At 66.0% G+C, this 22,620-nt stretch carries 21 protein-coding genes; 18 read left to right on the top strand and 3 right to left on the bottom strand.

Annotated features, from left to right (window positions below):
• Position 1: 1 nt before the first annotated feature.
• Positions 2-925 carry a LysR family transcriptional regulator gene (locus MUU56_RS18800; protein ID WP_244768807.1) on the bottom strand — a complete coding sequence of 308 codons (924 nt, stop codon included), beginning with the start codon at positions 923-925 and terminating at the stop codon, positions 2-4.
• 178 nt (positions 926-1,103) lie between these two features.
• On the opposite strand from MUU56_RS18800, the gene pcaD reads away from it, so the two are divergent.
• The 10 genes from pcaD (at position 1,104) to MUU56_RS18750 (ending at position 10,610) form a co-directional block, all read left to right on the top strand.
• Positions 1,104-1,886 carry a 3-oxoadipate enol-lactonase gene (pcaD, locus tag MUU56_RS18795; protein WP_244768806.1) on the top strand — a complete coding sequence of 261 codons (783 nt, stop codon included), beginning with the start codon at positions 1,104-1,106 and terminating at the stop codon, positions 1,884-1,886.
• 478 nt (positions 1,887-2,364) lie between these two features.
• The gene (locus MUU56_RS18790; RefSeq protein ID WP_244768805.1) at positions 2,365-3,546 is read left to right on the top strand and encodes a muconate/chloromuconate family cycloisomerase; all 1,182 of its coding nucleotides are present in this window, start codon (positions 2,365-2,367) and stop codon (positions 3,544-3,546) included.
• A gap of 12 nt (positions 3,547-3,558) precedes the next feature.
• Positions 3,559-3,849 (top strand): muconolactone Delta-isomerase, encoded by a 291-nt coding sequence (catC, locus tag MUU56_RS18785; RefSeq protein ID WP_244768804.1) that lies wholly within the window; start codon positions 3,559-3,561, stop codon positions 3,847-3,849.
• Between the two features lie 48 nt (positions 3,850-3,897).
• Positions 3,898-4,836, top strand: a complete 939-nt coding sequence (catA, locus tag MUU56_RS18780) for a catechol 1,2-dioxygenase (RefSeq protein ID WP_244768803.1) — start codon at positions 3,898-3,900, stop codon at positions 4,834-4,836.
• Between the two features lie 76 nt (positions 4,837-4,912).
• A complete protein-coding gene (locus MUU56_RS18775) occupies positions 4,913-6,271 on the top strand; it encodes a Rieske 2Fe-2S domain-containing protein (RefSeq protein WP_244768802.1) in 1,359 nt (452 codons plus the stop codon).
• Positions 6,268-6,756, top strand: coding sequence for a benzoate 1,2-dioxygenase small subunit (benB, locus tag MUU56_RS18770; RefSeq protein WP_244768801.1), 489 nt, complete (start codon positions 6,268-6,270; stop codon positions 6,754-6,756). Before MUU56_RS18775 ends, benB begins: the two co-directional genes overlap by 4 nt.
• A 36-nt stretch (positions 6,757-6,792) precedes the next feature.
• On the top strand, positions 6,793-7,821 hold the full coding sequence (benC, locus tag MUU56_RS18765; RefSeq protein WP_244768800.1) for a benzoate 1,2-dioxygenase electron transfer component BenC: 1,029 nt from the start codon (positions 6,793-6,795) through the stop codon (positions 7,819-7,821).
• Positions 7,818-8,606 (top strand): benzoate diol dehydrogenase BenD, encoded by a 789-nt coding sequence (gene benD / locus MUU56_RS18760; protein WP_244768799.1) that lies wholly within the window; start codon positions 7,818-7,820, stop codon positions 8,604-8,606. Before benC ends, benD begins: the two co-directional genes overlap by 4 nt.
• Before the next feature lie 33 nt (positions 8,607-8,639).
• Positions 8,640-9,971 carry an MFS transporter gene (locus MUU56_RS18755; RefSeq protein WP_244768798.1) on the top strand — a complete coding sequence of 444 codons (1,332 nt, stop codon included), beginning with the start codon at positions 8,640-8,642 and terminating at the stop codon, positions 9,969-9,971.
• 135 nt (positions 9,972-10,106) lie between these two features.
• Entirely contained in the window at positions 10,107-10,610 is a 504-nt protein-coding gene (locus tag MUU56_RS18750) for a hypothetical protein (protein WP_244768797.1), read from the top strand.
• Between the two features lie 143 nt (positions 10,611-10,753).
• Here MUU56_RS18750 and MUU56_RS18745 read toward each other — a convergent pair whose 3' ends face one another.
• Positions 10,754-13,048 (bottom strand): transketolase-like TK C-terminal-containing protein, encoded by a 2,295-nt coding sequence (locus MUU56_RS18745; protein ID WP_398432797.1) that lies wholly within the window; start codon positions 13,046-13,048, stop codon positions 10,754-10,756.
• 212 nt (positions 13,049-13,260) lie between these two features.
• Between MUU56_RS18745 and MUU56_RS18740 the strand changes: the two genes are divergently transcribed.
• The gene (locus tag MUU56_RS18740; protein WP_244768795.1) at positions 13,261-13,755 is read left to right on the top strand and encodes an Lrp/AsnC family transcriptional regulator; all 495 of its coding nucleotides are present in this window, start codon (positions 13,261-13,263) and stop codon (positions 13,753-13,755) included.
• An 18-nt stretch (positions 13,756-13,773) separates the two neighbouring features.
• On the opposite strand, the gene MUU56_RS18735 is transcribed toward MUU56_RS18740, so the two are convergent.
• Complete coding sequence (locus MUU56_RS18735; RefSeq protein WP_244768794.1) at positions 13,774-14,505, bottom strand: FadR/GntR family transcriptional regulator; 732 nt, start codon at positions 14,503-14,505, stop codon at positions 13,774-13,776.
• A gap of 208 nt (positions 14,506-14,713) precedes the next feature.
• Here MUU56_RS18735 and MUU56_RS18730 point away from each other — a divergent pair, with 208 nt between their 5' ends.
• The 7 genes from MUU56_RS18730 (at position 14,714) to MUU56_RS18700 (ending at position 22,594) form a co-directional block, all read left to right on the top strand.
• Positions 14,714-16,075, top strand: coding sequence for an ABC transporter substrate-binding protein (locus MUU56_RS18730; protein WP_244768793.1), 1,362 nt, complete (start codon positions 14,714-14,716; stop codon positions 16,073-16,075).
• Positions 16,076-16,136: 61 nt separating this feature from the next.
• Positions 16,137-17,033, top strand: coding sequence for a carbohydrate ABC transporter permease (locus MUU56_RS18725; protein WP_244768792.1), 897 nt, complete (start codon positions 16,137-16,139; stop codon positions 17,031-17,033).
• 5 nt (positions 17,034-17,038) lie between these two features.
• A complete protein-coding gene (locus MUU56_RS18720; protein WP_244768791.1) occupies positions 17,039-17,857 on the top strand; it encodes a carbohydrate ABC transporter permease in 819 nt (272 codons plus the stop codon).
• Between the two features lies 1 nt (position 17,858).
• Positions 17,859-18,923 carry an ABC transporter ATP-binding protein gene (locus tag MUU56_RS18715; protein ID WP_244768790.1) on the top strand — a complete coding sequence of 355 codons (1,065 nt, stop codon included), beginning with the start codon at positions 17,859-17,861 and terminating at the stop codon, positions 18,921-18,923.
• On the top strand, positions 18,920-20,068 hold the full coding sequence (gene dgoD / locus MUU56_RS18710; protein ID WP_244768789.1) for a galactonate dehydratase: 1,149 nt from the start codon (positions 18,920-18,922) through the stop codon (positions 20,066-20,068). The genes MUU56_RS18715 and dgoD overlap by 4 nt, the downstream gene beginning before the upstream one ends.
• 1 nt (position 20,069) lies before the next feature.
• On the top strand, positions 20,070-21,689 hold the full coding sequence (locus MUU56_RS18705) for a GMC family oxidoreductase (RefSeq protein WP_244768788.1): 1,620 nt from the start codon (positions 20,070-20,072) through the stop codon (positions 21,687-21,689).
• On the top strand, positions 21,686-22,594 hold the full coding sequence (locus MUU56_RS18700) for a dihydrodipicolinate synthase family protein (RefSeq protein ID WP_244768787.1): 909 nt from the start codon (positions 21,686-21,688) through the stop codon (positions 22,592-22,594). The genes MUU56_RS18705 and MUU56_RS18700 overlap by 4 nt, the downstream gene beginning before the upstream one ends.
• The last annotated feature ends 26 nt before the right edge of the window (positions 22,595-22,620 follow it).

Here is a 22,620-nt window from a genome sequence, read left to right as displayed (position 1 = left end):
CCTACCAGGTAACGTTCGACAAGCGCAGCCAGGGCGGGTTCTCCGCATACATTTCGCGGATCAGCCCCTTGATCTCCTCGATCCGGCCCGAGCCGTCGTTCCGCCGGTAGCTCATGATGACGGGCGAGGTCGCCCGCTCGTCGGAAAGCACGCGGTAGCAGACATCGTCCATGCGCTGGCGCTGGGCCGCCGCGGGCAGGATGCACACGCCGATGGCGGCGGCGACAAGGCCGAGCGCCGTCTGGATTTCCCGCACCTCCTCGACAGTGCCCGGTTCGACATTGAGATCGGCGCAGAGGGCCAGCACCTCGTCGGCAAAGCTCGGCCGCGGCTTGGAGGGATAGATCACCAGCGTCTCGCCGGCGATCTCGCTCAATGCAACAGGCTCCGACAACAGTGATTTCGGGTGCTCCCTGGGAAAGGCGACGACCAGCCGCTCCTCCCGCAGCGTGATCCGCTCGATATCCGGATCGCTGAGCCGCACGCGGCCGAAACCGAGATCAATGCGCCCGTCCTTCAGCGCCGCGATCTGCTCCACCGACATCATCTCGCGGATCTCGATGCCGAGCGCCGGCCAGCGAGCCCGCATGCGGCGCACCAGATCCGGGATGCCGCTGTAGAGCGTCGAGCCGACGCAGCCGATGATGAAGATCTCCCGGCGCGAGGCGGCGATGCGCCGCGTCTGCTCGCGCACATGATCGATGCGGGAGAGAATCTGCCGCGCCTGATCATAGAAGAAGCGGCCCGCATCGGTAAGCGCCAGCGGGCGGATGGACCGATCGATCAGGGTGACCCCGAGCGTCTCCTCCAGTTGCTGGATCTGCCGGCTGAGCGGCGGCTGGGCGATGTGCAGCAGTTCCGCAGCCCTCGAGAAATTGCGTTCGCGGGCGACGGCGACGAAGTAGCGAAGTTGGCGCAGCTCCATGGCACTATACCTTCCCGGTATCGAAATCGACCACGATAGTCTTGGACGCTTTGCGCCCCCAAAGCTAGCCTAGCAGCAAGAATTTCGCGGAAGCTTCTGCGCAGGCCCGATATGCGGCCGGAAACCCGGTCGGCAGGGCCATGCGCGTGTTCCAGCCACATCAGCGCGAGCGACCGCCATGCCTTTCAGCCGATCCAACGACATCGTGCTTTCCTATCGCCGCGCCGGCCGGCGCGGCGCACCGCGGATCGCCTTCGCCAATTCGCTCGGATCGGACATGGCGATCTGGGACGATGTCATCGATGAGCTCGCCGCCGATTTCGATCTCCTGCTCTACGACAAGCGCGGCCATGGATTGAGCGAAGTCGCGCCGGCGCCGCGCGGGATCCGCGACCACAGCGACGACCTCATCGGCCTTCTCGACCATGTCGGCTGGCAGGATACGATGATCTGCGGCCTCTCGGTCGGTGGAGTGATAGCCATGGATCTCGCCGTGCGGGCGCCGGCGCGCGTCACCCGTCTCGTGCTGATGGACACGGCGGCGAAGATCGGCACGCCGGACGCCTGGAACGCCCGGATCGATGCCGTCCAGGACGGCGGCGTTGCATCGATCGGCGAGGCGATCATGGCCCGGTGGTTTTCGCCGGACTACCGCGCGGGGCAGCCGGAAGCCTTTTCCGCCTGGCGCCGGATGCTGGAGCGCACGCCGGCGGCGGGCTATGCCGAAACCTGCAAGGCCCTGCGCGATGCAGACCTGACCGACACCATCACCGGCATAACGGCGCCCACGCTGGTGATCGCCGGCGAAAACGACCTTTCGACGCCGCCCGCGCTGGTCGAGGCGACGGCGCACCGGATTCCGGGCGCCATTTTCCACATCATCAAGGGCGCCGGCCATTTGCCCTGCATCGAGCGTCCCGCCGACGTGGCCGCGCTGCTGCGCGGCTTCGCCAATGGCTGAGCGTCAAGAACACCACCCCGGCCGATCCATTCCGACGACCAGGCCTGGAAATTACGCGGCGGCAGGCGGACCTCGACGGTGCCCGAATCGCCGACCTGATCGCGGAGCTACCCAGCCGGCAGCCTGAAAAATAGCCCGCAAGCGCGGTATGCATGCCCGCGCCCACCGTCCGGCTGCCTGACCACGGCCCCAGTGCTGCTTCTCTCCGAGTTTGCAACGCCGGACTTGCCGGGACAATCGGCCCGTTCGGGCCGTCCCATGCCCTTATGGCAGTAGGGCCGCCAATCGTTCGGCGCATCGCTGACCTCACCTCCTTGCCTGTCGACGCTTTGTCAGACGCCCGGAAACCGGATACGGCTGCCGGTCGCCGTGCCGCGGGCCGAACCGCGTCACATATCCTGACATTATACCTCTCAGGTATCATTGGAGACGCAATCGGTCTTGGACGGGCAGGGGCGGCCGGGCGCATAGTTCTCCCATGAGCACAATCCCTGCACCGCATTTCCCGGCCGCCACATCCTCCCCCGTCGTCGAACGGGTCGAGACACTGCTGGTCGACGTGCCGACCATCCGCCCGCACAGGCTGTCGGTGGCGACGATGAACGGCCAGAGCATGATGCTGGTAAAGGTATATTGCAGCGATGGCACCATCGGCATCGGCGAGGGCAGCACGATCGGCGGCCTTGCCTATGGCGGGGAAAGCCCCGAGGGCATGAAGCTTGCCATCGACACCTATTTCGCCCCGGCGCTGCTGGGCGAGGATGCGGCCCGCGTGCCGACACTGATGGCGCGCCTTGCCAAGCGGATAAAGGAAAACCGCTTCGCCAGGAGCGCCGTGGAAACGGCCCTCTTCGACGCGCAGGGCAAGCGCCTCGGCCTGCCGGTCAGCGAACTTCTCGGCGGCCGCCGCCGCGATCGCCTGCCGGTCGCCTGGACGCTGGCCTCGGGCGATACGGCTCGTGACATCGCCGAGGCCGAAAGCATGCTGGACCTCCGCCGCCACCGGATCTTCAAGCTGAAGATCGGCGCGAGGACCCTGCAGGAGGACATCGCCCATGTGGCCGCGATCAAGCGTGCGCTGGGCGAGCGGGCCGCGGTGCGCGTCGATGTCAACATGGCCTGGAGCGAGACCGAGGCCGCCTATGGCATGGCGGCCCTTGCCGATGCGGGCTGCGAACTGGTCGAGCAGCCGGTCGCCTCGACGGCGGCGCTGGCCCGGCTGATGCGCCGTTTCCCTGTCGCGCTGATGGCGGACGAGGCGCTGACCGGCCCCGAATCGGCTTTCGAACTGGCAAGGATCGGCGGCGCCGATGTCTTCGCCGTCAAGATCGAGCAGAGCGGCGGCCTCTCCAATGCCCAACGCGTGGCGGCGATCGCCGATGCGGCCGGCATCGAACTCTATGGCGGCACCATGCTGGAAGGCCCGGTCGGAACGATCGCCTCCGCACAGGTCTTTGCCACCTTCGCCAATCTGCAACGGGGCACGGAACTGTTCGGCCCGCTGCTCCTGACCGAGGACATTCTCGCAACGCCGCTTGACTACAGCGATTTCGAGCTGACCGTGCCCGACGCGCCGGGTCTCGGCATCGAACTGGATGAGGACCGCGTCGCGTTCTTCACCCGCAACGCCCCGCGCAAGACCATCAGCCTCGCCGAGTAGGAGGACAAGGCCATGCTTTTCCAGGTGCGAATGGACGTCCACATGCCCCACGACCTGCCGCAGGAGGAAGCGGCAGACATCCTCGCGCGGGAAAAGGCCTATTCGCAGGCGCTGCAGGACAGCGGCACCTGGCGGCACATTTGGCGCATCGCCGGGCAATACGCGAATGTCAGCATTTTCGACGTCAAGGACAATGCCGAGCTGCATGCGGTCCTGACGGGGCTGCCCTTGTTCAAGTTCATGACCATCAAGGTGACGCCGCTGCTGCGCCACCCGTCGTCGATCCGCGAGGACGATACCTGAGCGGACCCCAAATCGTTTGACGCAACCGAGACCCGGAGGAGGGCTATCATGAGTGTGAGGATTTTCGACAAACCGGAAATACAGGATTTTCTGAAGGTCGTCAGCGGCCTCGACAAACAGGGCGGCAGCCCGCGCATGAAGGAGATCACCCATCGCCTGCTGTCCGATCTCTTCAAGGCGATCGACGATCTCGACATCACGCCCGACGAATACTGGGCCGGCATCGCCTGGCTCAACGAGATCGGCGCCGCCGGACAGGCGGGCCTTATCTCGCCCGGCCTCGGCCTCGACCATTTCCTCGATGAACGCCTCGATGCCATCGACGAGGAGCTCGGCATCAAGAACGGCACGCCGCGGACCATCGAAGGCCCGCTCTATGTCGCCGGCGCGCCGGTGGCGCATGGTTTCGCCCGGCTCGACGACGGCACGGACACCGAGGGCCACACGCTGATCATGCACGGCACGGTTCGCGATGCCGACGGCACACCGCTGCCGGGTGCGACGGTGGAGGTCTGGCACTGCGACACGCGCGGCTTCTATTCCCACTTCGACCCGACCGGCAGGCAGGCACCGTTCAACATGCGCCGCACGATCATCACCGACGAGAAGGGCTGTTACAGGTTCCGGAGCATCGTACCCAAGGGCTACGGCGTTCCCCCGGGCAGCCCGACGGAGCAGCTTCTTTCCGCACTCGGCCGCCATGGCCAGCGTCCGGCGCACATCCATTTCTTCATCAGCGCCGATGGCCACCGCAAGCTGACCACCCAGATCAACATTGCCGGCGATCCGCTGGTCAACGACGACTTCGCCTATGCCACCCGCGACGGTCTCGTCCCGGCTCTCGTCGAGCGGACCGACGAAGCGAGCATCAAGGCCAACGGCCTGGAGGAGCCCTTCGCCGAGATCGTGTTCGACATCGACCTGACCGCGCTGGTGAACGGCGTCGACAACCAGGTCAACCTGCAGCGCAAGCGGGCGGCCGCGTAAAGCCGCCCCAGCCTTTCTTCAACCGACATCGTTGCAATGGCGCCGCCGCGGGGCGGCCGCCATGAGAGGAGGAGCCATGCCTACGATCCTGGACAAGGCGCAGGAACTCGACGAACTGCTCGCCAACGCGGTGCAGGATGACCATGAGGCCGGCGTGTTCCGCTGCCGCCGCGACATCTTCACCAATGCCGACCTGTTCGAGCTGGAGATGAAGCACATCTTCGAGAGCAACTGGGTCTATCTCGCCCACGAAAGCCAGATCCCCGACAACAACGACTATTATACCACCAATATCGGCCGCCAGCCCGTGGTCGTCACCCGCGACAAGGCCGGCGCCCTGCATGCGATGATCAATGCCTGCGCCCACCGCGGCGCGATGCTCTGCCGGCGCAAGCACGGCAACAAGGGCAGCTTCACCTGTCCATTCCACGGCTGGACGTTTTCCAACAATGGCAGGCTACTGAAGGTCAAGGACGGCAAGACCACGCAATATCCGCCGCAGTTCGACACGGATGGCTCGCACGACCTGAAGCGCGTGCCGCGCTTCGAGAACTATCGTGGCTTCCTCTTCGGCAGCCTCAATGCGGACGTGCTGCCGCTCGCCGATTTCCTCGGCGAGACCAGGGCGATCATCGACCAGATCGTCGACCAGGCGCCCGATGGGCTGGAAGTCATCCGCGGCAATTCCTCCTACATCTATGACGGGAACTGGAAGCTGCAGATGGAGAACGGCTGCGACGGCTACCATGTCAGCAGCGTGCACTGGAACTATGCCGCCACCATGGGCCGCCGTACCGAGGAAGGCACCAAGGCGGTCGATGCCAACAGCTGGAGCAAGTCGGTCGCCGGCGTCTACGGCTTCGCTCACGGCCATATCCTGCTCTGGACGACCACGATGAACCCGGAGGTGCGGCCGGTCTACGGCAACCGCGCGGAGATCGAGGCCCGCGTCGGCGTGGACAGGGCGGATGTCATCGTCAACCAGACCCGCAATCTCTGCCTCTATCCGAACGTCTTCCTGATGGACCAGTTCTCCACGCAGATCCGCGTGACGCGCCCGATCAGCGTCGACAAGACGGAGATCAGCATCTTCTGCTTCGCGCCGAAGGGCGAGAGCGCCGAAAACCGCGCGCTGCGCATCCGCCAGTACGAGGATTTCTTCAACGTCTCCGGCATGGGCACGGCCGACGACCTGGAGGAATTCCGCGCCTGCCAGGCGGGCTACGCGGGCATTTCCGCGCTGTGGAACGACATGTCGCGCGGCGCGCCGCTCTGGATCGACGGGCCCGACGACAATGCCAGGCGCATGGGCATCACGCCGCTGCTCTCGGGCGAGCGCAGCGAGGACGAGGGCCTGTTCGTTCGCCAGCATGAATATTGGGCGAAGGTGATGCGCAAGGCGCTCGCCGCGGAAGCGCACGGAGCGGCGGCATGACGGTCCCCTACGACGCCATCTGCGCCTTCCTCTACAAGGAGGCGCGCCTTCTCGACGATCGCCAGTGGGACGAGTGGCTCACCTGCTATGCACCCGACGTCACCTACTGGATGCCCGCCTGGGACGACGACGACCAGATCACCGAGGATCCGCACTCGCAGATCTCGCTGATCTACTATCCGAGCCGCGACGGCCTGGAGGATCGCGTCTTCCGCATCAAGACCGAGCGCTCCGGCGCCTCCACGCCCGAGCCGCGCACCTGCCACATGATCGCCAATGTCGAGGTGGTGGCCGAGCGCGGCGAGGAGGTCGATCTGCGCTACAACTTCCACACCCTCAACCATCGCTACAAGGTCACCGACCACTTCTTCGGCACCGTGTTCGCCACGCTCCGCAAGGGCGGCGAGGGTCTCGTCATCTCCAGCAAGAAGATCGTGCTGAAGGACGATTACATCCGCCAGGTCATCGACGTCTACCACATCTGACGACCGGGCGGTCAGGCACCCTGAGGAGGAGGAGCCATGTGCTACAAGATCGCATTGAACTTCGAGGACGGCGTTACCCGCTTCATCGGCTGCAACAGTGGCGAGAAGGTTCTCGACGCCGCCTATCGCGCCAAGATCAACCTGCCGATGGACTGTTCCGACGGCGTGTGCGGCACCTGCAAGTGCCGCGCCGAAAGCGGCAACTACGACCTTGGTGACGACTATATCGAGGACGCCCTGAGCGCCGACGAGGCGGAGGGCGGCCTGGTGCTGACCTGCCAGATGAAGCCGACGTCGGACTGCGTGCTTTCGGTGCCGACGACCTCGCTCGCCTGCAAGACGGGCCAGCAGCGTTTCGCCGCGACGGTGGCGACGATCGCTCCGCACAACGACGCGGCGATCGTGCTGGAACTCGACGTGGACGGGGGAGGGGCGGCGCCCGTCTTCCTCTCCGGCCAATATGTCAACATCGCCGTTCCGGGCAGCGGGCAGAGCCGGTCCTATTCCTTCAGCACGGTGCCGGGCGCCGGGCGTATCGGCTTCCTGATCAAGAAGATCCCCGGCGGCGTGATGAGCACCTGGCTGGAACGCGCCGAGATCGGCGAGCGGCTCGACATTACCGGCCCCCTCGGCAGCTTCTATCTCCGCGAGGTCAAGCGCCCGCTGCTGCTCATTGCCGGCGGCACCGGCCTCGCGCCGTTCCTCTCGATGCTGGAGGGGCTGGCGCAGGACAAGTCCGGCGACCGCATCCACCTCATATACGGCGTGACGCGCGATCTCGATCTGGTGCTCGTCGAGGAAATCGAGGCCTATGCCCGCCGCCTGCCGAATTTCAGCTACAGCACGGTGGTGGCAGAGGAGGCCTCCAGCCATCCGCGCAAGGGTTGGGTAACGCAACACATGCCGGCAGAGCTTTTGAACGGCGGCGATGTCGACGTCTATCTCTGCGGCCCGCCGCCGATGGTCGATGCCGTGCGCCGGCATTTCGACGAGACCGGCGTGAAACCGAACAGCTTCCACTACGAAAAGTTCACGCCCAATACGGCGACGGGAGCAGGCGCATGAGCGCGCGCCATTTTCCGGGCCGCTTTGCCGGCAAGGTACTGGTGGTGACCGGCGCGGCCCAAGGCATCGGCCGGGCTGTGGCGCTGCGCGCAGCGGCAGAGGGCGGCAAGGTGCTGTTCGTCGACCGTGCCGACTTCGTCGCGGATGTTGCCGGCGAGGCGAGGGGCGGGGAGGCGGCAGCCTTCACCGCCGATCTCGAATCCTATGAAGGGGCCGCGGCGGCGATACAGGCCGCCGCCGAAAAATTCGGCGGCATCGACATCCTGATCAACAATGTCGGCGGCGCGATCCGCATGCGGCCCTATGCCGAATTCGAGCCGCCGCAGATCGACGCGGAAATCCGCCGCTCGCTGATGCCGACGCTCTATTGCTGCCATGCGGTACTGCCGTTCCTGAGGGCGCGGGGCGGCGGCACCATCGTCAACGTCTCGTCGAACGCCACGCGCGGCATCCACCGTGTACCCTATTCGGCGGCCAAGGGCGGGGTGAATGCCGTCACGCAATCGCTGGCGATGGAGGTCGCCGATCTCGGCATCCGCGTCGTCGCCACCGCCCCAGGGGGCACCGAGGCACCGCCCCGCCGCATCCCGCGCAACGCGGAAGGCGACACCGCGCGCGAAAAGGCCTGGATGGCCGAGGTCGTGGAACAGGTGAAGGGTTCGAGCTTCCTGAAGCGCTACGGCAGCATCGACGAACAGGTCGCACCGATCCTGTTCCTGGCCTCCGACGAGGCCGCCTACATCACCGGGAACATCCTGCCGGTCGCCGGCGGCGATCTCGGCTGAAGTCTTTTCAACCACACTCTGGGAGGGGTGACCATGCGCAAGATCGATGTGAGCGAGGCGATCGACAAGGCTCGCTTTGGCCGTTTCCAATGGACGGTGGTGGTGCTCTGCGCGCTGCTCCTGATCGCCGACGGCTATGACGTCTTCATCGCCGGCACGGTGCTGCCGACACTGATCAGGGAATGGGGGCTGAGCAAACCCGAAGCCGGCGCGCTGCAGGCCTGGGCGCTGTTCGGCATGATGTTCGGCGCGCTGGTCTTCGGCCCGCTCGCCGACAAGATCGGACGCAGGAAGGGCATTGCGATCAGCTTCGTGCTGTTCACCGTCTCGACGCTGCTGACGGGCTTTGCCACCGCGCCGGGCGAGTTCACTATCTACCGCTTCTTCGCCGGCCTCGGCTGCGGTGGCCTGATGCCGAATGTCGTCGCCCTGATGAACGAATATGCGCCGAAGCGGCTGCGCAGCACGATGGTCGCACTGATGTTCTCCGGCTACTCGGTCGGCGGCATGGTCGCGGCAAGCCTCGGCATCTGGATGATCCCGCAATATGGCTGGCAGCCGATGTTCTTCGTCGCCGCCATTCCCCTCGTGATCCTGCCGTTCATCCTGTGGACGCTGCCGGAATCGCTCGGTTTCCTGCTGCGCCAGGGCCGGCAGGAAGAGGCGCGGCGCATCTATGCCCGCATCGAGACGAGCGAGCGCCTGACAGGCGACGACATGCTCGTCTTCACGGAGACCAGGGGCGCCGCCGCGTCGGTTGCCGAGCTCTTCCGCCACCAGCGGGCAGCGCGCACGGTTCTGCTCTGGGTCGCCTTCTTCTGCTGCCTGCTGCTCGTCTATCTGCTGTCGTCCTGGCTGCCGAAGGTCATGCAGGAAGCCGGCTATGCGGAAAAGGCCAGCCTGATGACGCTCTTCTCGCTGAATTTCGGCGGCATGGCCGGGGCGATCGCCGGCGGCTGGCTCGGCGACCGGTTCGGCCTGCCGAAGGTGGTGATCGGTTATTTCGCCGCCGCCACGCTGTCGATCGCGCTCGTCGGCTTCGGCCTGCCGGTCACGCTCCTGTTCCTGATGGTCTTCGTCGCCGGCGCCACCACGATCGGTACGCAGATCCTGCTCTATGCCAGCGTCGCCCAGCTCTACAACCTCTCGGTCCGCTCCACTGGCCTCGGCTGGGCATCCGGGGTCGGCCGCATCGGCGCCATCGTCGGGCCGACGCTTGGCGGCATGCTGCTGGCGAAGGAACTGCCCCTTCAGCAGAACTTCCTGATCTTCGCCGTGCCGGCGGCGGTTTCCACCCTCGCCATGCTGGCCTTCGCGGTCAGCCATGCACGCCGCACGGAGGTTGCCGCACCAGTGGCGGCCTGAACGGCCGTGACTGGAGTGGCGCAGCAGGCCACAGCGGTTGTCTCAATGGAGTAGAGGCACGGCGGCGTTTCCATGCCGCCGTACCTGTGTTAGGGAGCGCAGCACGTCGACCGGAAATTCAAGGGTGAGCCTTCCATGAATGCTGCGCTGTACGCGGACTATGTCGCGGACCTGAGGGTCCAGTTCGCGGAGCTGGATCGCCATCCCGAACGCTTCCAGACCTTTGGTGCGCATCTGGAACTGGCCGTGGCAGGCGGCCTCGTCGTCTACGAGACGACGCGCCGCAAGGGCCAGACCGACAGCCTCTTTTACGGCCGTCCCGCCGGCGCCGGCGCAAACCAGCAGATGTCGCAGGCCTCGGCCTTTGCCGCCATCGACCGGTTCTTCGCCCTCGGCCAGTTCGTCGCGCTCACCGGCGACCGCAGGGAGGGCGACGGCGCGCTGGATGCGCAATATCCGCATTGCGCCGTCCGCTTTTCCTATCGCCGGAAGGGCCATCCGGCCGCCCGCGCCATGCTGATGGTGTTCGTCGGCTTCAACGACGATGCGGATGCCCTGCATTACGTTGATGGCAACGATCCGTCCCTCTTCGTGGCCGAGCAGCCTTACCGCACGGAACGGGCCTACGAGTGGACCTGACCTAAGCGACGCCAGTCCGTGCCCGCAAACGGCTGATCCGCAAGCTGATGACAGACATCCAGGACGACAGCGCGGCGCCGATGCTCGGCGCCGCTCACGTTCCCGAACCCCTGCCGCCAACCTTCCGGATGCAACGTTTCGCTTCAGCCGCCGGTTCGGAAGGAGCGCGCCGCGTCCACGATGGCATGCGTATCGATGCCGAAATGGGCGTAGAGATCGGCGATCGTGCCGGTCTGGCCAAAGTGCTCGACACCGAGCGAGACCGTGCGGTTCCCTTCCACTGCGCCGAGCCAGCCGAGCGTCGCCGGATGGCCGTCGGTGGCGGTGATGAGGCCCGCATCGCGCGGAACCGCGGAGAGCAGCGTCTCGATATGGCTGCGGGCGCTGGCATCCCCCTGGCGGCGGGCGCGTTGCGCCGCCGTCCAGCCGGCATTCAGCCGGTCGGCGGAGGTGACCGCCAGCACCGAGACGTCGCCATGCGTTTCGGCGAGCCGCCCGGCCGCCATCAGCACTTCCGGCGCGATGCAGCCCTGATAGGCGAGCACGATGCGGGTGCGCGCCGAAGGCGGGCGCAGCCAGTAGGCGCCGTCTATAACGCCTTGCCGGAAGGCCGGATCCTCGCGGCGAAGCGCGATCTGCTCCAGCGGCCGCGTCGTCAGACGCAGATAGACCGAGCCGCCGGTCTCGTCCCGCAGCCAGGTGCGCCTGTCATGCGTTCCGTCGCCGCCACGCTGCATATAGTCGAAGGACCAGTCCATGATGACGGACAGCTCGTCGAGGAAGGCGGGCTCGAAGCTGGCCAGCCCGTCCTGGCTCATGCCGATGAGCTGCGAGCCGATCGACTGGTGCGCCCCGCCTTCCGGCGCCAGCGTCACGCCGGAAGGCGTGCCGACGATCATGAAGCGCGCATCCTGGTAGCAGGCATAGTTCAGCGCATCGAGGCCGCGTGCCACGAAGGGATCGTAGACCGTGCCGATGGGCAGCAGCCGCTCGCCGAACAGCGAATGCGACAGGCCGGCGGCGCCGAGCAGCAGGAACAGGTTCATCTCGGCGATGCCGAGCTCGATATGCTGGCCCGCCGGGCCGAACTCCCATTTCTGCGCCGAGGGCACGCGCTCGTCGCGGAACGTATCGGCCATCCGCTCGCGGGCGAAAAGGCCGCGGCGGTTGACCCAGGGGCCGAGATTCGTCGAGACGGTCACATCCGGCGCCGTGGTGACGATGCGCGCCGACAGGGCGTCGTCGCGCCTGGCGATCGCATCGAGGATCTTGCCGAAACCGGCCTGCGTCGAGAGCTCGCGATCCTCGAGGAAGACCGGGCCGGAGGAGGGCACGGCAGGGGAGGTGAAGCGTCGCGTGCCCTTGGCGAAGAAAGGCACCGTCTTCAGGAACGCGCGCACCGGGGCAGGGGAGGGGATCGCACCGAACGTCTCCCATTCCGTACCCGGCGCGACGCCGATGCGCTCCTGGAACGTCTCCATCTGGGCCTTGGTCATCAGGCCGGCATGGTTGTCCTTGTGGCCGGCGAGCGGCGTGCCCCAGCCCTTGATCGTATAGGCGAGGAAGACGGTCGGCCGGTCGTGGTCGATGCTCCCGAACGTCTCGATCAGCGTTTCGAGACAATGGCCGCCGAGATTGCCCATGAGGTCGGAAAGCGCGTCGTCGCTGCGCGCCGCCAGGAGGTCGGCGACGCCTTCCTGCGTGCCGATCTCGTCGGTGAGCCGCTTGCGCCAGGCGGCCCCGCCCTGGAAGGTCAGCGCGGAATAGAGCTGGTTCGGGCATCGGTCGATCCAGCCGCGCAGCGCCTCGCCGCCCGGCTCCCGGAAGGCGGCCCGCTGGAGCGCACCGTATTTCAGCACCTTCACGTCCCAGCCGAAAGCCGTGAAAATGCCTTCGATGCGCTGCCACAGGCCCTCATGCACGACGCCGTCAAGGCTCTGCCTGTTGTAGTCGATCACCCACCAGGTGTTGCGCAGGTCGTGTTTCCAGCCCTCCTGCAGGCATTCATAGATGTTGCCCTCGTCGAGCTCCGCATCGCCGACCAGCGCGATCATGCGACCGCCCGGTCGCGTCCCGGCCCAGGGCTTGGCGGCAATGTAGTCCTGCACGATCGAGGCAAAGGCGGTGATCGCCACGCCAAGCCCGACGGATCCGGTGGAAAAATCGACGTCGTCGATGTCCTTGGTACGGCTCGGATAGGATTGCGCACCGCCGAAACCACGGAAATTCTCGAGCTTTTCGCGTGTCTGGTTACCCATCAGGTACTGGATGGCATGGAAGACCGGCGAGGCATGCGGCTTGACCGCAACGCGGTCCTCCGGCCGCAGAACATGGAAATAGAGCGCCGTCATGATCGAGGCGAGCGAGGCCGAGGAGGCCTGGTGCCCTCCGACCTTCACCTCGCCCTTCTCGCGCAGGTGGTTGGCATTGTGGATCATCCAGCAGGCATGCCACAGCACCTGCCGCTCCAGGTCCTTCAGGCATGCAAGCTGCGCTGGCGTCAAGGCCGCCTCATTCATGCTCGTCTCACTCCCGTCCTCCAATGACGAGGAATGCTACACCGGCACGAGCGGGAAAACTGATCGCAGTTGACCGAGGATAACGAAATTGCGAAATGGAATTTCGATAATTCCTCTTTCAGCGGTCAACTATGCCGATTTCCAAACCAGGCCTCGATGCCGCCTCCATCCGCATCCTCGACCTCCTGCAGCAGAATGCCGAATTGAGCGTTTCGGAACTGGCGGAGGCGACGGGCCTGTCGGCCTCGCCCTGCTGGCGGCGGGTCAACGACCTCAAGGAAAACGGCGTCATCAAGGGGTCGGTCGCGCTGGTCGATGCGCAGGCGCTGGGGCTGGCGGTCAATGTCTTCGTGCAGGTCTCGCTGAAGCAGCAGGACCGGGAATCGCTCGACGTCTTCAATGCCGCCATCCGCACCAAGCCCGAGATCGTCGAATGCTACCTGATGACCGGGGAGGCGGACTACATGCTGCGCGTGGTGGTCGAGGACCTGATGAAATTCCAGGCCCTCGTCGTCGACTTCCTCACGCTCATCCCGGGCGTCGCCAACATTCGCTCGAGCTTCGCCCTCAGCCAGATCAAGTACACGACCGCGCTTCCGACCGGGCACCTGAGGGGCCGCCCCTGAACGGCATAGCCGCCGAGCTCAAGAGGGGATGATATCGTGGGTCTGCTGCGCCTCGGTCAGCAGCGCGACCATCTCCGCCTCGGCCGAGGCCTCATCGCGCGCGAAGACCGCGTCGGCCACCCGCTTGTGGCGCGTGATCCAGCGGTCGTCCTCCTCGCTCGTGGCCCGCAGGCCCGCATGGAAGAGATGGCGCAAGCCGACGGAGATCAGTTCGCCGAGCGAGAAGAACAGCCGGTTGCCCGATGCACGCAGGATGGCGATGTGGAAGGCGACGTCCTGCTCCACCCGGTCGTTCTCGTCGAGATAGGTCGCCATTCCACGCAGCGCGCGCCGGACCGCCGTTTCGTCGGCCCCACCATGGTTGCGCGCGGCCATGCGCGCCGCCTTCGGCTCGATCGCCATGCGCAGGGCATAAAGGTCCGAAATCGCCCTTCCCGCCTGGTTTGCATCCTGCAGCGCCCAGTCGAGCACCAGGGAATCCATCATGTTCCAGCGCTCGGTGGGCCGCACGACGACGCCGATCTTCGGCTTGCCTTCGATCAGCCCCTTTGAACTCAGGATCTTCAAGGCCTCGCGCGTCGCGGTGCGCGAGGCGCTGAAGGTCTGGCCGATTTCCGTCTCGCTGCCGATCACCGCCCCCGGCCTGTAGTGTCCGGAAACGATGCGTTTTCCCATCGTCGTGACGATCGTCTCGTGGATGCCGGCCGATGCCGTGTCCTGCGTCTCCATCGCGTCCTGCTGCTGCGTCAAGCACTGCCCCTATCGTCTCTTGTTCCCGCTGGCATAGCGGAAATGATCCCGGCAGGCAAACAGTCGCACACAAAGTCCAATAGTACTACACTTGACATCAATAATAGTATCGATATGTTCGCCCATTATGAAAGAAGCCGGGAAACCCGATCCCTGCCCCGCAGGGATCGGGCCATCGCGACAACACCGATCTGAAAAGGAGGAGAGCATGAACAGAGAGATACGCCTGAGCCGGCGCCAACTGATGGCCGGCGCGGCGGCCACAGCCTTCGGGCTGGCAGTCGCGCCCCGGCTGAGTTTCGCCCAGACGGCGGAAGAGGCCCGCGCGGGTTTCGCCGGCGCCGATGTCGACTGGATGGCCTTCAAGGGCGAGAGCCTGACGGTCGAGGCGATGACGCATCCGTGGAGCGCGGCGATCGAACCGATCCTGCCGCTCTTCACGGAGATCACCGGCATTTCCGTCAAGCTGAACACCCAGTCCGAGACGGAATACACCTCGCAGATGCCGATCAAGCTCGGCGCCAAGGCGGCCGAGCCCGACGTGATGATGATCCACGCGCTCGGTCAGTTCGTTTCCGCCGGCTGGGCGGAACCGCTCGATGCCTACTATGCCGACAAGGCGCTGTTCGATGCCGCCTGGTACGACCAGGACGACATCTTCGCCATGGCGCGCGACTTCCCCGCCCAGGCGGACGGGCAGAACTATTCGATGTCGATCACCGCCGAGGCGCAGACGCTGTTCGCCAACAAGGCGATGCTCGGCGAAGCCGGCCTTGCCGTCCCGACGACGATGGACGAGCTGCTCGCCACGGCGCTGAAGCTGAAGACAGACACGGTCGCGGGCATCGCCATGCGCGCCAAGTCCGACAGTTCCGCCGGTCCCTGGACCTGCGGCGGCTTCGTCTTCTCCTATGGCGGCGAGATCATCGACGGGGAGGGGCGCTGCGTGCTCGACAGCGATGCGGCCGTTGCCGGCGTCGAGATGTACGGCCGCCTGCTGCGCGAGGCGGGGCCGATCGGCGTCGGCAACTACCACTGGTACGAAGCCCTCAACGACTTCTCCAGCGGCGCGGCGGCGCTCGGCTGCGACAGCTCCAACTTCGCCACCGACATCTCCAACCCGGAAAAGAGCCTGGTGGCGGCCGATGCCGTCTATGCCGCCCTGCCGCGGGCCGGCGAACACCCGATCAAGCCGAACATCTGGGCCTGGCAGGCCGGCATCAACGCCTATTCAAAGAAGAAGAAGGCGGCCTTCCTGCTCCTGAGCTTCCTCAACTCCGGGCCTGGCTGCCTGCTCAGCGCCGCCAGCGGTCTTGCCACCGTGCGCAATTCCGCCTGGAAAAGCGAAGCGTTCCAGAAACGGTTCGGTGCGGAGGCTTCGGCGGCGGCGCTCCTCAACCTCAATTCCGGCGACGCCAGGATCTTCAAGGCGGCGTGGTTCCACAAGAAGTCCAGCGAGATCCTCGATCCCTTCGCCGTGGCGATCAACCAGGTCGTCACCGGCCAGGCCGATGCACGGGCCGCGCTCGCTGCGGCCACGACGAAGATCAACGCCGCCCTCAAGGGCTGACACGGATTTAAAGCCCCCCGAGCGTTCCGGTCGGGGGGCACCCGATCAGAAAGGCAGGCCCGTGCCCCTCCGCCAGACCACAATCCAACGCGCCGAGCGCAGCTTCATCCTGTGGATGCTTGCGCCGGCAACGATCCTCATGCTGTCGCTGACGCTCGTTCCCTTCCTCGTCAGCGTCTATCTCTCCTTTACAGACTATTCGCTGACCGCGCCGGAGACGATCAACTGGGTCGGCCTCAAGAACTATTCCGACCTGCTCTCCTCTGCCGATTTCTGGGATGCCGCGCGCATAACGACGATCTTCACCATCGTCGCGGTCGGCATCGAGACGGTGCTGGGCGTTGGCATCGCGGCCCTGCTGCATCACGAGGTGCGGCAGGCGCCGTGGTTGCGCGTCATCTATCTCCTGCCGATGGCCATCACGCCGATCGCCGCCACCTTCACCTTCCGGCTGATGTTCAATCCCACGCAAGGCGTGCTGAACCACCTGCTCGGCCTCGCGGGCGTTTCTCCCAGCGCCTGGACGGCCGCGCCCGAGACCGCGCTCCTGTCGCTCATCCTGGTCGACGTCTGGCAATGGACGCCCTTCATCCTGCTCATCGTGATGGGCGGCATGGCGGCGCTGCCGCCGGAGCCGGAAGAGGCGAGCCAGATGGATGGCGCCGGCCCGTTCCGCACCTTCTTTCTTGTGACGTTGCCGCGGCTGAAGCCCTATCTCGCGCTCGCGCTGCTGTTCCGGCTGATCGACGCCTTCAAGACCTTCGACATCATCTTCGTTTTGACCGGCGGCGGACCCGGCGTCGCCACGCGCACGCTGAACCTGCTCGCCTACAAGTACGGCATCGAGTTCCTGTCGATGGGCTACGCCTCGGCACTGGCGATCGTCATGCTCGTCTTCACCCTCGTCGCGGGGCAGGTGTTCCTTCGCCGGCTCGGCCTGTTCGACCTGAAGGATTAAGCGCCATGAAAGTGTTCACCTCCGTCTGGCTGCGCCGCCTGATCCTTTACGTCTTCGCTGTCTGGTGTATCTTTCCGCTCTACTGGATCTTCCTCACCGCGCTGAAGACGCCGATCCAGGCCATGGCCCGACCGCCGCTCTTCCTGTTCGAGCCGACCTTCGCCAATTTCGCCAAGGTCGTCGGCAATCCCGATATCTGGGCCTATTTCGCCTCCTCGACGATCGTGGCGGCCGGCTCCAGCCTGCTGACGCTCGCGCTCGGCGCACCGGCCGCCTATATCCTCGCGCGCTATTCCTTCCGGGGACGCGGCGATTTCGGTTTCTGGCTGCTCTCCTCGCGCATGACGCCGCCGGTCGCCATGCTGATCCCTTTCTTCGTGCTCTATTACCAGCTCGGCCTGCTCGACACGCATCTCGGCCTGATCCTCGCCCATGTCACGCTCAACCTGTCGATTGTGGTCTGGCTGCTCCGCGGCTTCTTCTCCGAACTGCCGCGCGAGATCGAGGAGGCGGCAAGCCTCGACGGCGACAACCATTTCCAGGTCTTCGCCCGCATCACCCTGCCGCTCGCCATGCCCGGGCTCATCTCGGTCGGCATCCTGATCTTCCTCCTGTCGTGGAACGAGTTCCTGTTCGCGCTGGTGCTGGGGGATTCGGCGGTGCGCACCGTGCCGGTCGGCCTCTACGGCTTCATTGGCTACCAGACGATCGCCTGGGCAGAGCTGTCGGCCTCCGCCAGCCTGCTGATCATCCCCGTCATCCTCTTCATCCTTGTCTTCCAGCGCCACCTCATCCGTGGCCTGACCATGGGGGCCTATCGCTGACATGACCGAAATTACGCTTCAATCCGTCACCAAGAGCTGGGGCACGCTGACCGCGCTGAAGCCCATCGACCTCCACATCCCCCACGGCGAGTTCCTGGTCCTGCTCGGCCCCTCCGGCTGCGGCAAGACGACGACCATGCGCATCATCGCCGGGCTGGAGACGGCCTCCAGCGGCGCGGTGCTGAAGGACGGCGCCGACATCACCAACCGCCTGCCGCGCGAGCGCAACATGGCGATGGTGTTCCAGAACTACGCGCTCTATCCGCACATGAAGGTGCTGGACAACGTCGCCTATCCGCTGCGCGCCCGCGGCATGGCGAGGGCCGATCGGGAGAAGACGGCGCTCGCCGCGCTGGAGAAGGTGGGCCTTGCGCCCTATGCCGACCGGCTGCCGAAGAACCTCTCGGGCGGCCAGCGCCAGCGCGTGGCGCTGGCCCGTGCACTCGTCCGCTCTCCGGATGTCTTCCTGATGGACGAGCCGCTGTCGAACCTAGACGCCAAGCTGCGCGGCGCCATGCGGGCGGAGATCAAGCACATCCAGCGCGAGACCGGCATCACGACCATCTACGTCACCCACGACCAGATCGAGGCGATGACGCTCGCCGACCGCGTGATCATCATGGAGGCAGGCGAAATCCGCCAGATCGGCACGCCGGACCAGATCTACGACGACCCCGACAACCTGTTCGTCGCGGGTTTCCTCGGCTCCCCGCCGATGAACTTCATTCCCGGCGACATCCAGGACGGCGCCTTCCGCTCCGGCAATGCCCGCATCGCGGCAGCAGGCATAACCGACGCGAAGGAGGCCCAGCTCGGCATCCGCGCCGAGGACATCACGGTCGTCGCCGAGGGCGAGGCGGGAGACCTGGCGGTCACGGTCTACTCGGTCGAGCCGACGGGCGATGCGACGCTCGTCGTCGCCGACCATGGCAAGGGCCGGCTGGTGCTCAAGGCCGACAAGCATTTCCGGCCGAAGATCGGCGCCACCGTCAACCTCCGGCTTTCCCCCAATGGCATCCGTTACTTCGACAGCGCATCCGGCGCCCGGCTGAGGACTTCCCAATGAAAATCACGAAACTCGAAACCTTCGTCGTCGCCCCGCGCTGGCTGTTCCTCAAGGTCTCGACGGACGAGGGCATTTCCGGCTGGGGCGAGCCGGTGCTCGAGGGCCATGCCGAAACGTTGGCGGCGAAGATCCGCGAGCTGGAAACCCTGCTCATCGGCCGCGATCCGCTGCTGATCGAGGATACCTGGCAGATGATCTACCGCAACGGCTGCTATCGCGGCGGCCCCGTGCTGATGAGCGCCATGTCGGGCGTCGACATGGCGCTTTGGGACATCAAGGGCAAGGCCTTCGGCCAGCCGGTGCATGCGCTGATGGGCGGCAAGGTGCGCGACAAGGTCCGCACCTATCGCTGGATCGGCGGCGACCGACCCGGCAACCTCGTCGCCGACGCAAACGCCCTCATCGAGGCCGGCTACGACGCCTGCAAGCTGAATGCCACCGAGGAGGTGCAGTTCCTCGACAGCTACGCCAAGATCGACCGGATCGTCGCGAAGCTCGGCGAGCTGCGCGATGCGGTCGGCACCCGCATGGATCTCGCCTTCGATTTCCACGGCCGCCTGCATGCGCCGATGGCGAAGATCCTGCTGAAGGAGATCGAGCCGCTCAGGCCCATGTTCATCGAGGATGCCGTCGTCTCGGCCCAGGTCGACCACATGGCCGATCTTGCCCGCACCACGTCCATTCCGCTCGCCATCGGCGAGCGGCTGCACAGCCGCTACGATTTCCGCGCCGTGTTCGAAAAGCGCGCAGCCGGCGTCATCAATCCGGATACGGCCCATGTCGGCGGCATTTCCGAGATGGTGCGCATCGGCCACATGGCGGAAAGCTACGATATCGCCATGGCGCCGCATTGCCCGCTCGGGCCGATCGCGCTCGCCGCCAGCCTCCAGGTGGATGCGATCTGCTACAATGCCGTCATCCAGGAACAGTCCCTCGGCATCCACTACAACAAGGGCGGCGATCTCAACGACTACCTGAAGCCGGAAAGCCGCTTCAAGGTCGAGGCCGGCTTCCTGCCGATCCCCATGGGTCCCGGCCTCGGCATCGAGGTGGACGAGGACGTGGTGCGCGCCCGCGCCGTCGAGGGCCACGCCTGGCGGGCGCCGGTCTGGCGCCATGCGGACGGCTCGATTGCGGAATGGTGAGATGACGGGCTTCGACTATATCATCGTCGGCGGCGGCTCCTCCGGCTGCGTGACCGCGGCAAAGCTGGTGAGCGAGCACGGCGCCCGCGTCGCGCTCATCGAGGAGGGTCCGTCGAACCGCCACCCGCTGCTGCGCATGCCCGCCGGCTTCGTGAAGATGCTGAAGGGCAGCAGATACCTGACCTTCCACAAGACGGAGCCGCAGCCGCAGCTCGACGGCCGGTCGCACGACCTGCCGCAGGGCCGCGTGCTCGGCGGCGGCTCGACCGTCAACGCCATGGTATACATGCGCGGCCGCCGCTCGGACTACGACGCGTGGAACCGCATGACGAAGGCCGGCCCCAACGACATCGGCTGGGACTGGGGCTGGGACGACATCCTGCCCCACTACCGCCGGCAGGAGGGCAACCAGTCGCTCGCCGGCCCTGCCCATGGCACGGACGGGCCGCTGAAGGTTTCCAATCCGCGCCACATCGCCGAAATCTCGAACGTCTTCGTCAAGACGCTGCAGGAGATGGGCCTGCCGCTGCGCAACGATTTCAACGACGGCACGCAGGACGGCGTCGGCTACATGCAGACGACGATCGGCGGCGCCCGCCGCTGCGGCGCGGTCGAGGCCTTCGTCGAGCCCCTGGCCGCCGATCCGAAGCTCACAATCCTGACCGGCGTGCGCGTCCTACGCCTCCTCATCGAGGGCGGCAAGGCTGCAGGCGTCGAGATCGCCGAAGGCAGCCGGATCAGGACGCTCCATGCGGCAAACGAGGTCATCCTCACCGCCGGCGCCTTCGGCACGCCGAAAATCCTGATGCTCTCGGGCATCGGTCCCGCGCATGAGCTGCGCCGCCACGGCATTGCGGTCGAGACGGACCTTGCCGGCGTCGGCGAGAACCTGATGGACCACCACGAGGTTCCGCTGGTCGCCGCCACCCACGAGAAGCTCGGCTATTACGGCGAGGACCGCGGGCTGCGCATGCTTCGCAACGGCCTGCAATACATGCTGTTCGGCTCCGGCCCTGTCTCGACGAACGGCTGCGAGGCCTGCGCCTTCATCAACCCGCTCGACCCCGCAGGCGAACCGATGATCCAGTTCTACTGCGTTCCGACCGTCTATCTCGACCGCGATGTCATGGGCGTCGCGCCGACGGACGGCGTCACGCTCAATTCCTGCCTGTTGCAGCCGAAGGCGCGCGGCACGGTGCGCCTGCGCTCGGCCGATCCCGCCGATCTGCCGATGATCAATTCCAACTATCTCGGCCATGAGGACGACATCCGGCACGAGATCGCCGGTCTGCGCTTTGCGCGCGCGGTGCTGCAGACCGGGCCGATGGCCAAGGTGGTCAAGGGCGAGATCTTCCCCGGCGAGGGCTTCCGCTCCGATGCCGAGCTGCTTGCCCATTGCAAGCGCACGGTCAAGACCAACTACCACCCCTGCGGCACCGCCCGCATGGGCGCCGAGGACGACCCGCTGGCGGTGCTGACGCCCGACTTGCGCGTCAAGGGCATCGAGGGCCTGCGCGTCTTCGACGTTTCCATGATGCCCCGCATCGTCAGCGGAAACACCAACGCGCCCGCCATGGCGGTCGCAGATCGCGGCGTGGACATCATGATGGGTGCAGCATGACAGAAACCGGCATTCACGACGGCGTCTACGCCGTGCTCTTCGCCCTGTTCGATGCTCAGGAAGCGCTCGATCACGACGCGATGAAAGCGCAGGTCGATTACTGCGTCGAAACGGGCTGCCACGGCATCACCGTGCTGGGGCTGGCGACCGAGGTGCTGAAGCTCACCTTCACCGAGCGTTGCGCGCTCATCGAAACGACGGCACGCGCCAATGGCGGCCGCCTGCCATTCTCGGTGACCGTAGCCGGCAATTCGGTGGGCGAGCAGGTGGAGCTCGCGACCTGCGCGGCGGCGGCCGGAGCGGACTGGCTCATCCTCCAGCCCCCGATGGCCGGCAGTTATGGCGCGGATGTCTATCTCGACTTTTTCGCGCGGGTGGCAACATCGACCGCGCTGCCCGTCGCCGTGCAGAACGCGCCGCAATATCTCGGCCGCGCCCTTTCCGGTGAAGATCTCGTCCGCCTGAAGCAGCGAGCCCCCAATCTTGCCGCCGTGAAGGCCGAGGACGCGGCGCTCGGCCTTGCCCGCATCATCGACGTGGCGGGCGACAGCCTTGCGGTTGTCGGCGGGCGGGGCGGGCTGGAAATGACCGATGCCCTGCGCATCGGCTGCCGGGGCTTCGTGCTGGCACCCGACATCGCCCCGGTCGCGGTGCGTATCCTCGACCTGTGGCGGGCCAGCCGCCATGCCGAGGCAGAAGCGCTCTACGCGGCCGCACTGCCCGCGGCGACCTTCGTCATGCAGTCGCTCGAACATCTCGTCACCTATGGCAAGCGCATCTTCGGCGAGAATGCCGGCATCGCGATCCACGACCGCGCGCCCTGCCTGCCCGTCCAGTCCGTCGGACTGTCGATCACCCGGCAATGGGCCAAAACCCTCTCCCGCCTGCAACAGGAGCAGCCATGAGCGGCATCGTCAACTCGGGACGCCGA

It is taken from the genome of Shinella yambaruensis, from assembly GCF_022899355.1.
In the GTDB taxonomy this organism is placed as follows: Bacteria; Pseudomonadota; Alphaproteobacteria; order Rhizobiales; family Rhizobiaceae; genus Shinella; species Shinella yambaruensis.
Note: the sequence above shows the minus strand (reverse complement) of the source record. Positions and strands in the feature narration are given on the sequence as shown.

Bases quoted from the DNA above. Each gene is read 5' to 3' on its own strand.
- MUU56_RS18800 (WP_244768807.1), bottom strand. From the start codon at position 925: ATGGAGCTGCGCCAACTTCGCTACTTCGTCGCCGTCGCCCGCGAACGC.
- pcaD (WP_244768806.1), top strand. From the start codon at position 1,104: ATGCCTTTCAGCCGATCCAACGACATCGTGCTTTCCTATCGCCGCGCC.
- MUU56_RS18790 (WP_244768805.1), top strand. From the start codon at position 2,365: ATGAGCACAATCCCTGCACCGCATTTCCCGGCCGCCACATCCTCCCCC.
- catC (WP_244768804.1), top strand. From the start codon at position 3,559: ATGCTTTTCCAGGTGCGAATGGACGTCCACATGCCCCACGACCTGCCG.
- catA (WP_244768803.1), top strand. From the start codon at position 3,898: ATGAGTGTGAGGATTTTCGACAAACCGGAAATACAGGATTTTCTGAAG.
- MUU56_RS18775 (WP_244768802.1), top strand. From the start codon at position 4,913: ATGCCTACGATCCTGGACAAGGCGCAGGAACTCGACGAACTGCTCGCC.
- benB (WP_244768801.1), top strand. From the start codon at position 6,268: ATGACGGTCCCCTACGACGCCATCTGCGCCTTCCTCTACAAGGAGGCG.
- benC (WP_244768800.1), top strand. From the start codon at position 6,793: ATGTGCTACAAGATCGCATTGAACTTCGAGGACGGCGTTACCCGCTTC.
- benD (WP_244768799.1), top strand. From the start codon at position 7,818: ATGAGCGCGCGCCATTTTCCGGGCCGCTTTGCCGGCAAGGTACTGGTG.
- MUU56_RS18755 (WP_244768798.1), top strand. From the start codon at position 8,640: ATGCGCAAGATCGATGTGAGCGAGGCGATCGACAAGGCTCGCTTTGGC.
- MUU56_RS18750 (WP_244768797.1), top strand. From the start codon at position 10,107: ATGAATGCTGCGCTGTACGCGGACTATGTCGCGGACCTGAGGGTCCAG.
- MUU56_RS18745 (WP_398432797.1), bottom strand. From the start codon at position 13,048: ATGATCCACAATGCCAACCACCTGCGCGAGAAGGGCGAGGTGAAGGTC.
- MUU56_RS18740 (WP_244768795.1), top strand. From the start codon at position 13,261: ATGCCGATTTCCAAACCAGGCCTCGATGCCGCCTCCATCCGCATCCTC.
- MUU56_RS18730 (WP_244768793.1), top strand. From the start codon at position 14,714: ATGAACAGAGAGATACGCCTGAGCCGGCGCCAACTGATGGCCGGCGCG.
- MUU56_RS18720 (WP_244768791.1), top strand. From the start codon at position 17,039: ATGAAAGTGTTCACCTCCGTCTGGCTGCGCCGCCTGATCCTTTACGTC.
- MUU56_RS18715 (WP_244768790.1), top strand. From the start codon at position 17,859: ATGACCGAAATTACGCTTCAATCCGTCACCAAGAGCTGGGGCACGCTG.
- dgoD (WP_244768789.1), top strand. From the start codon at position 18,920: ATGAAAATCACGAAACTCGAAACCTTCGTCGTCGCCCCGCGCTGGCTG.
- MUU56_RS18705 (WP_244768788.1), top strand. From the start codon at position 20,070: ATGACGGGCTTCGACTATATCATCGTCGGCGGCGGCTCCTCCGGCTGC.
- MUU56_RS18700 (WP_244768787.1), top strand. From the start codon at position 21,686: ATGACAGAAACCGGCATTCACGACGGCGTCTACGCCGTGCTCTTCGCC.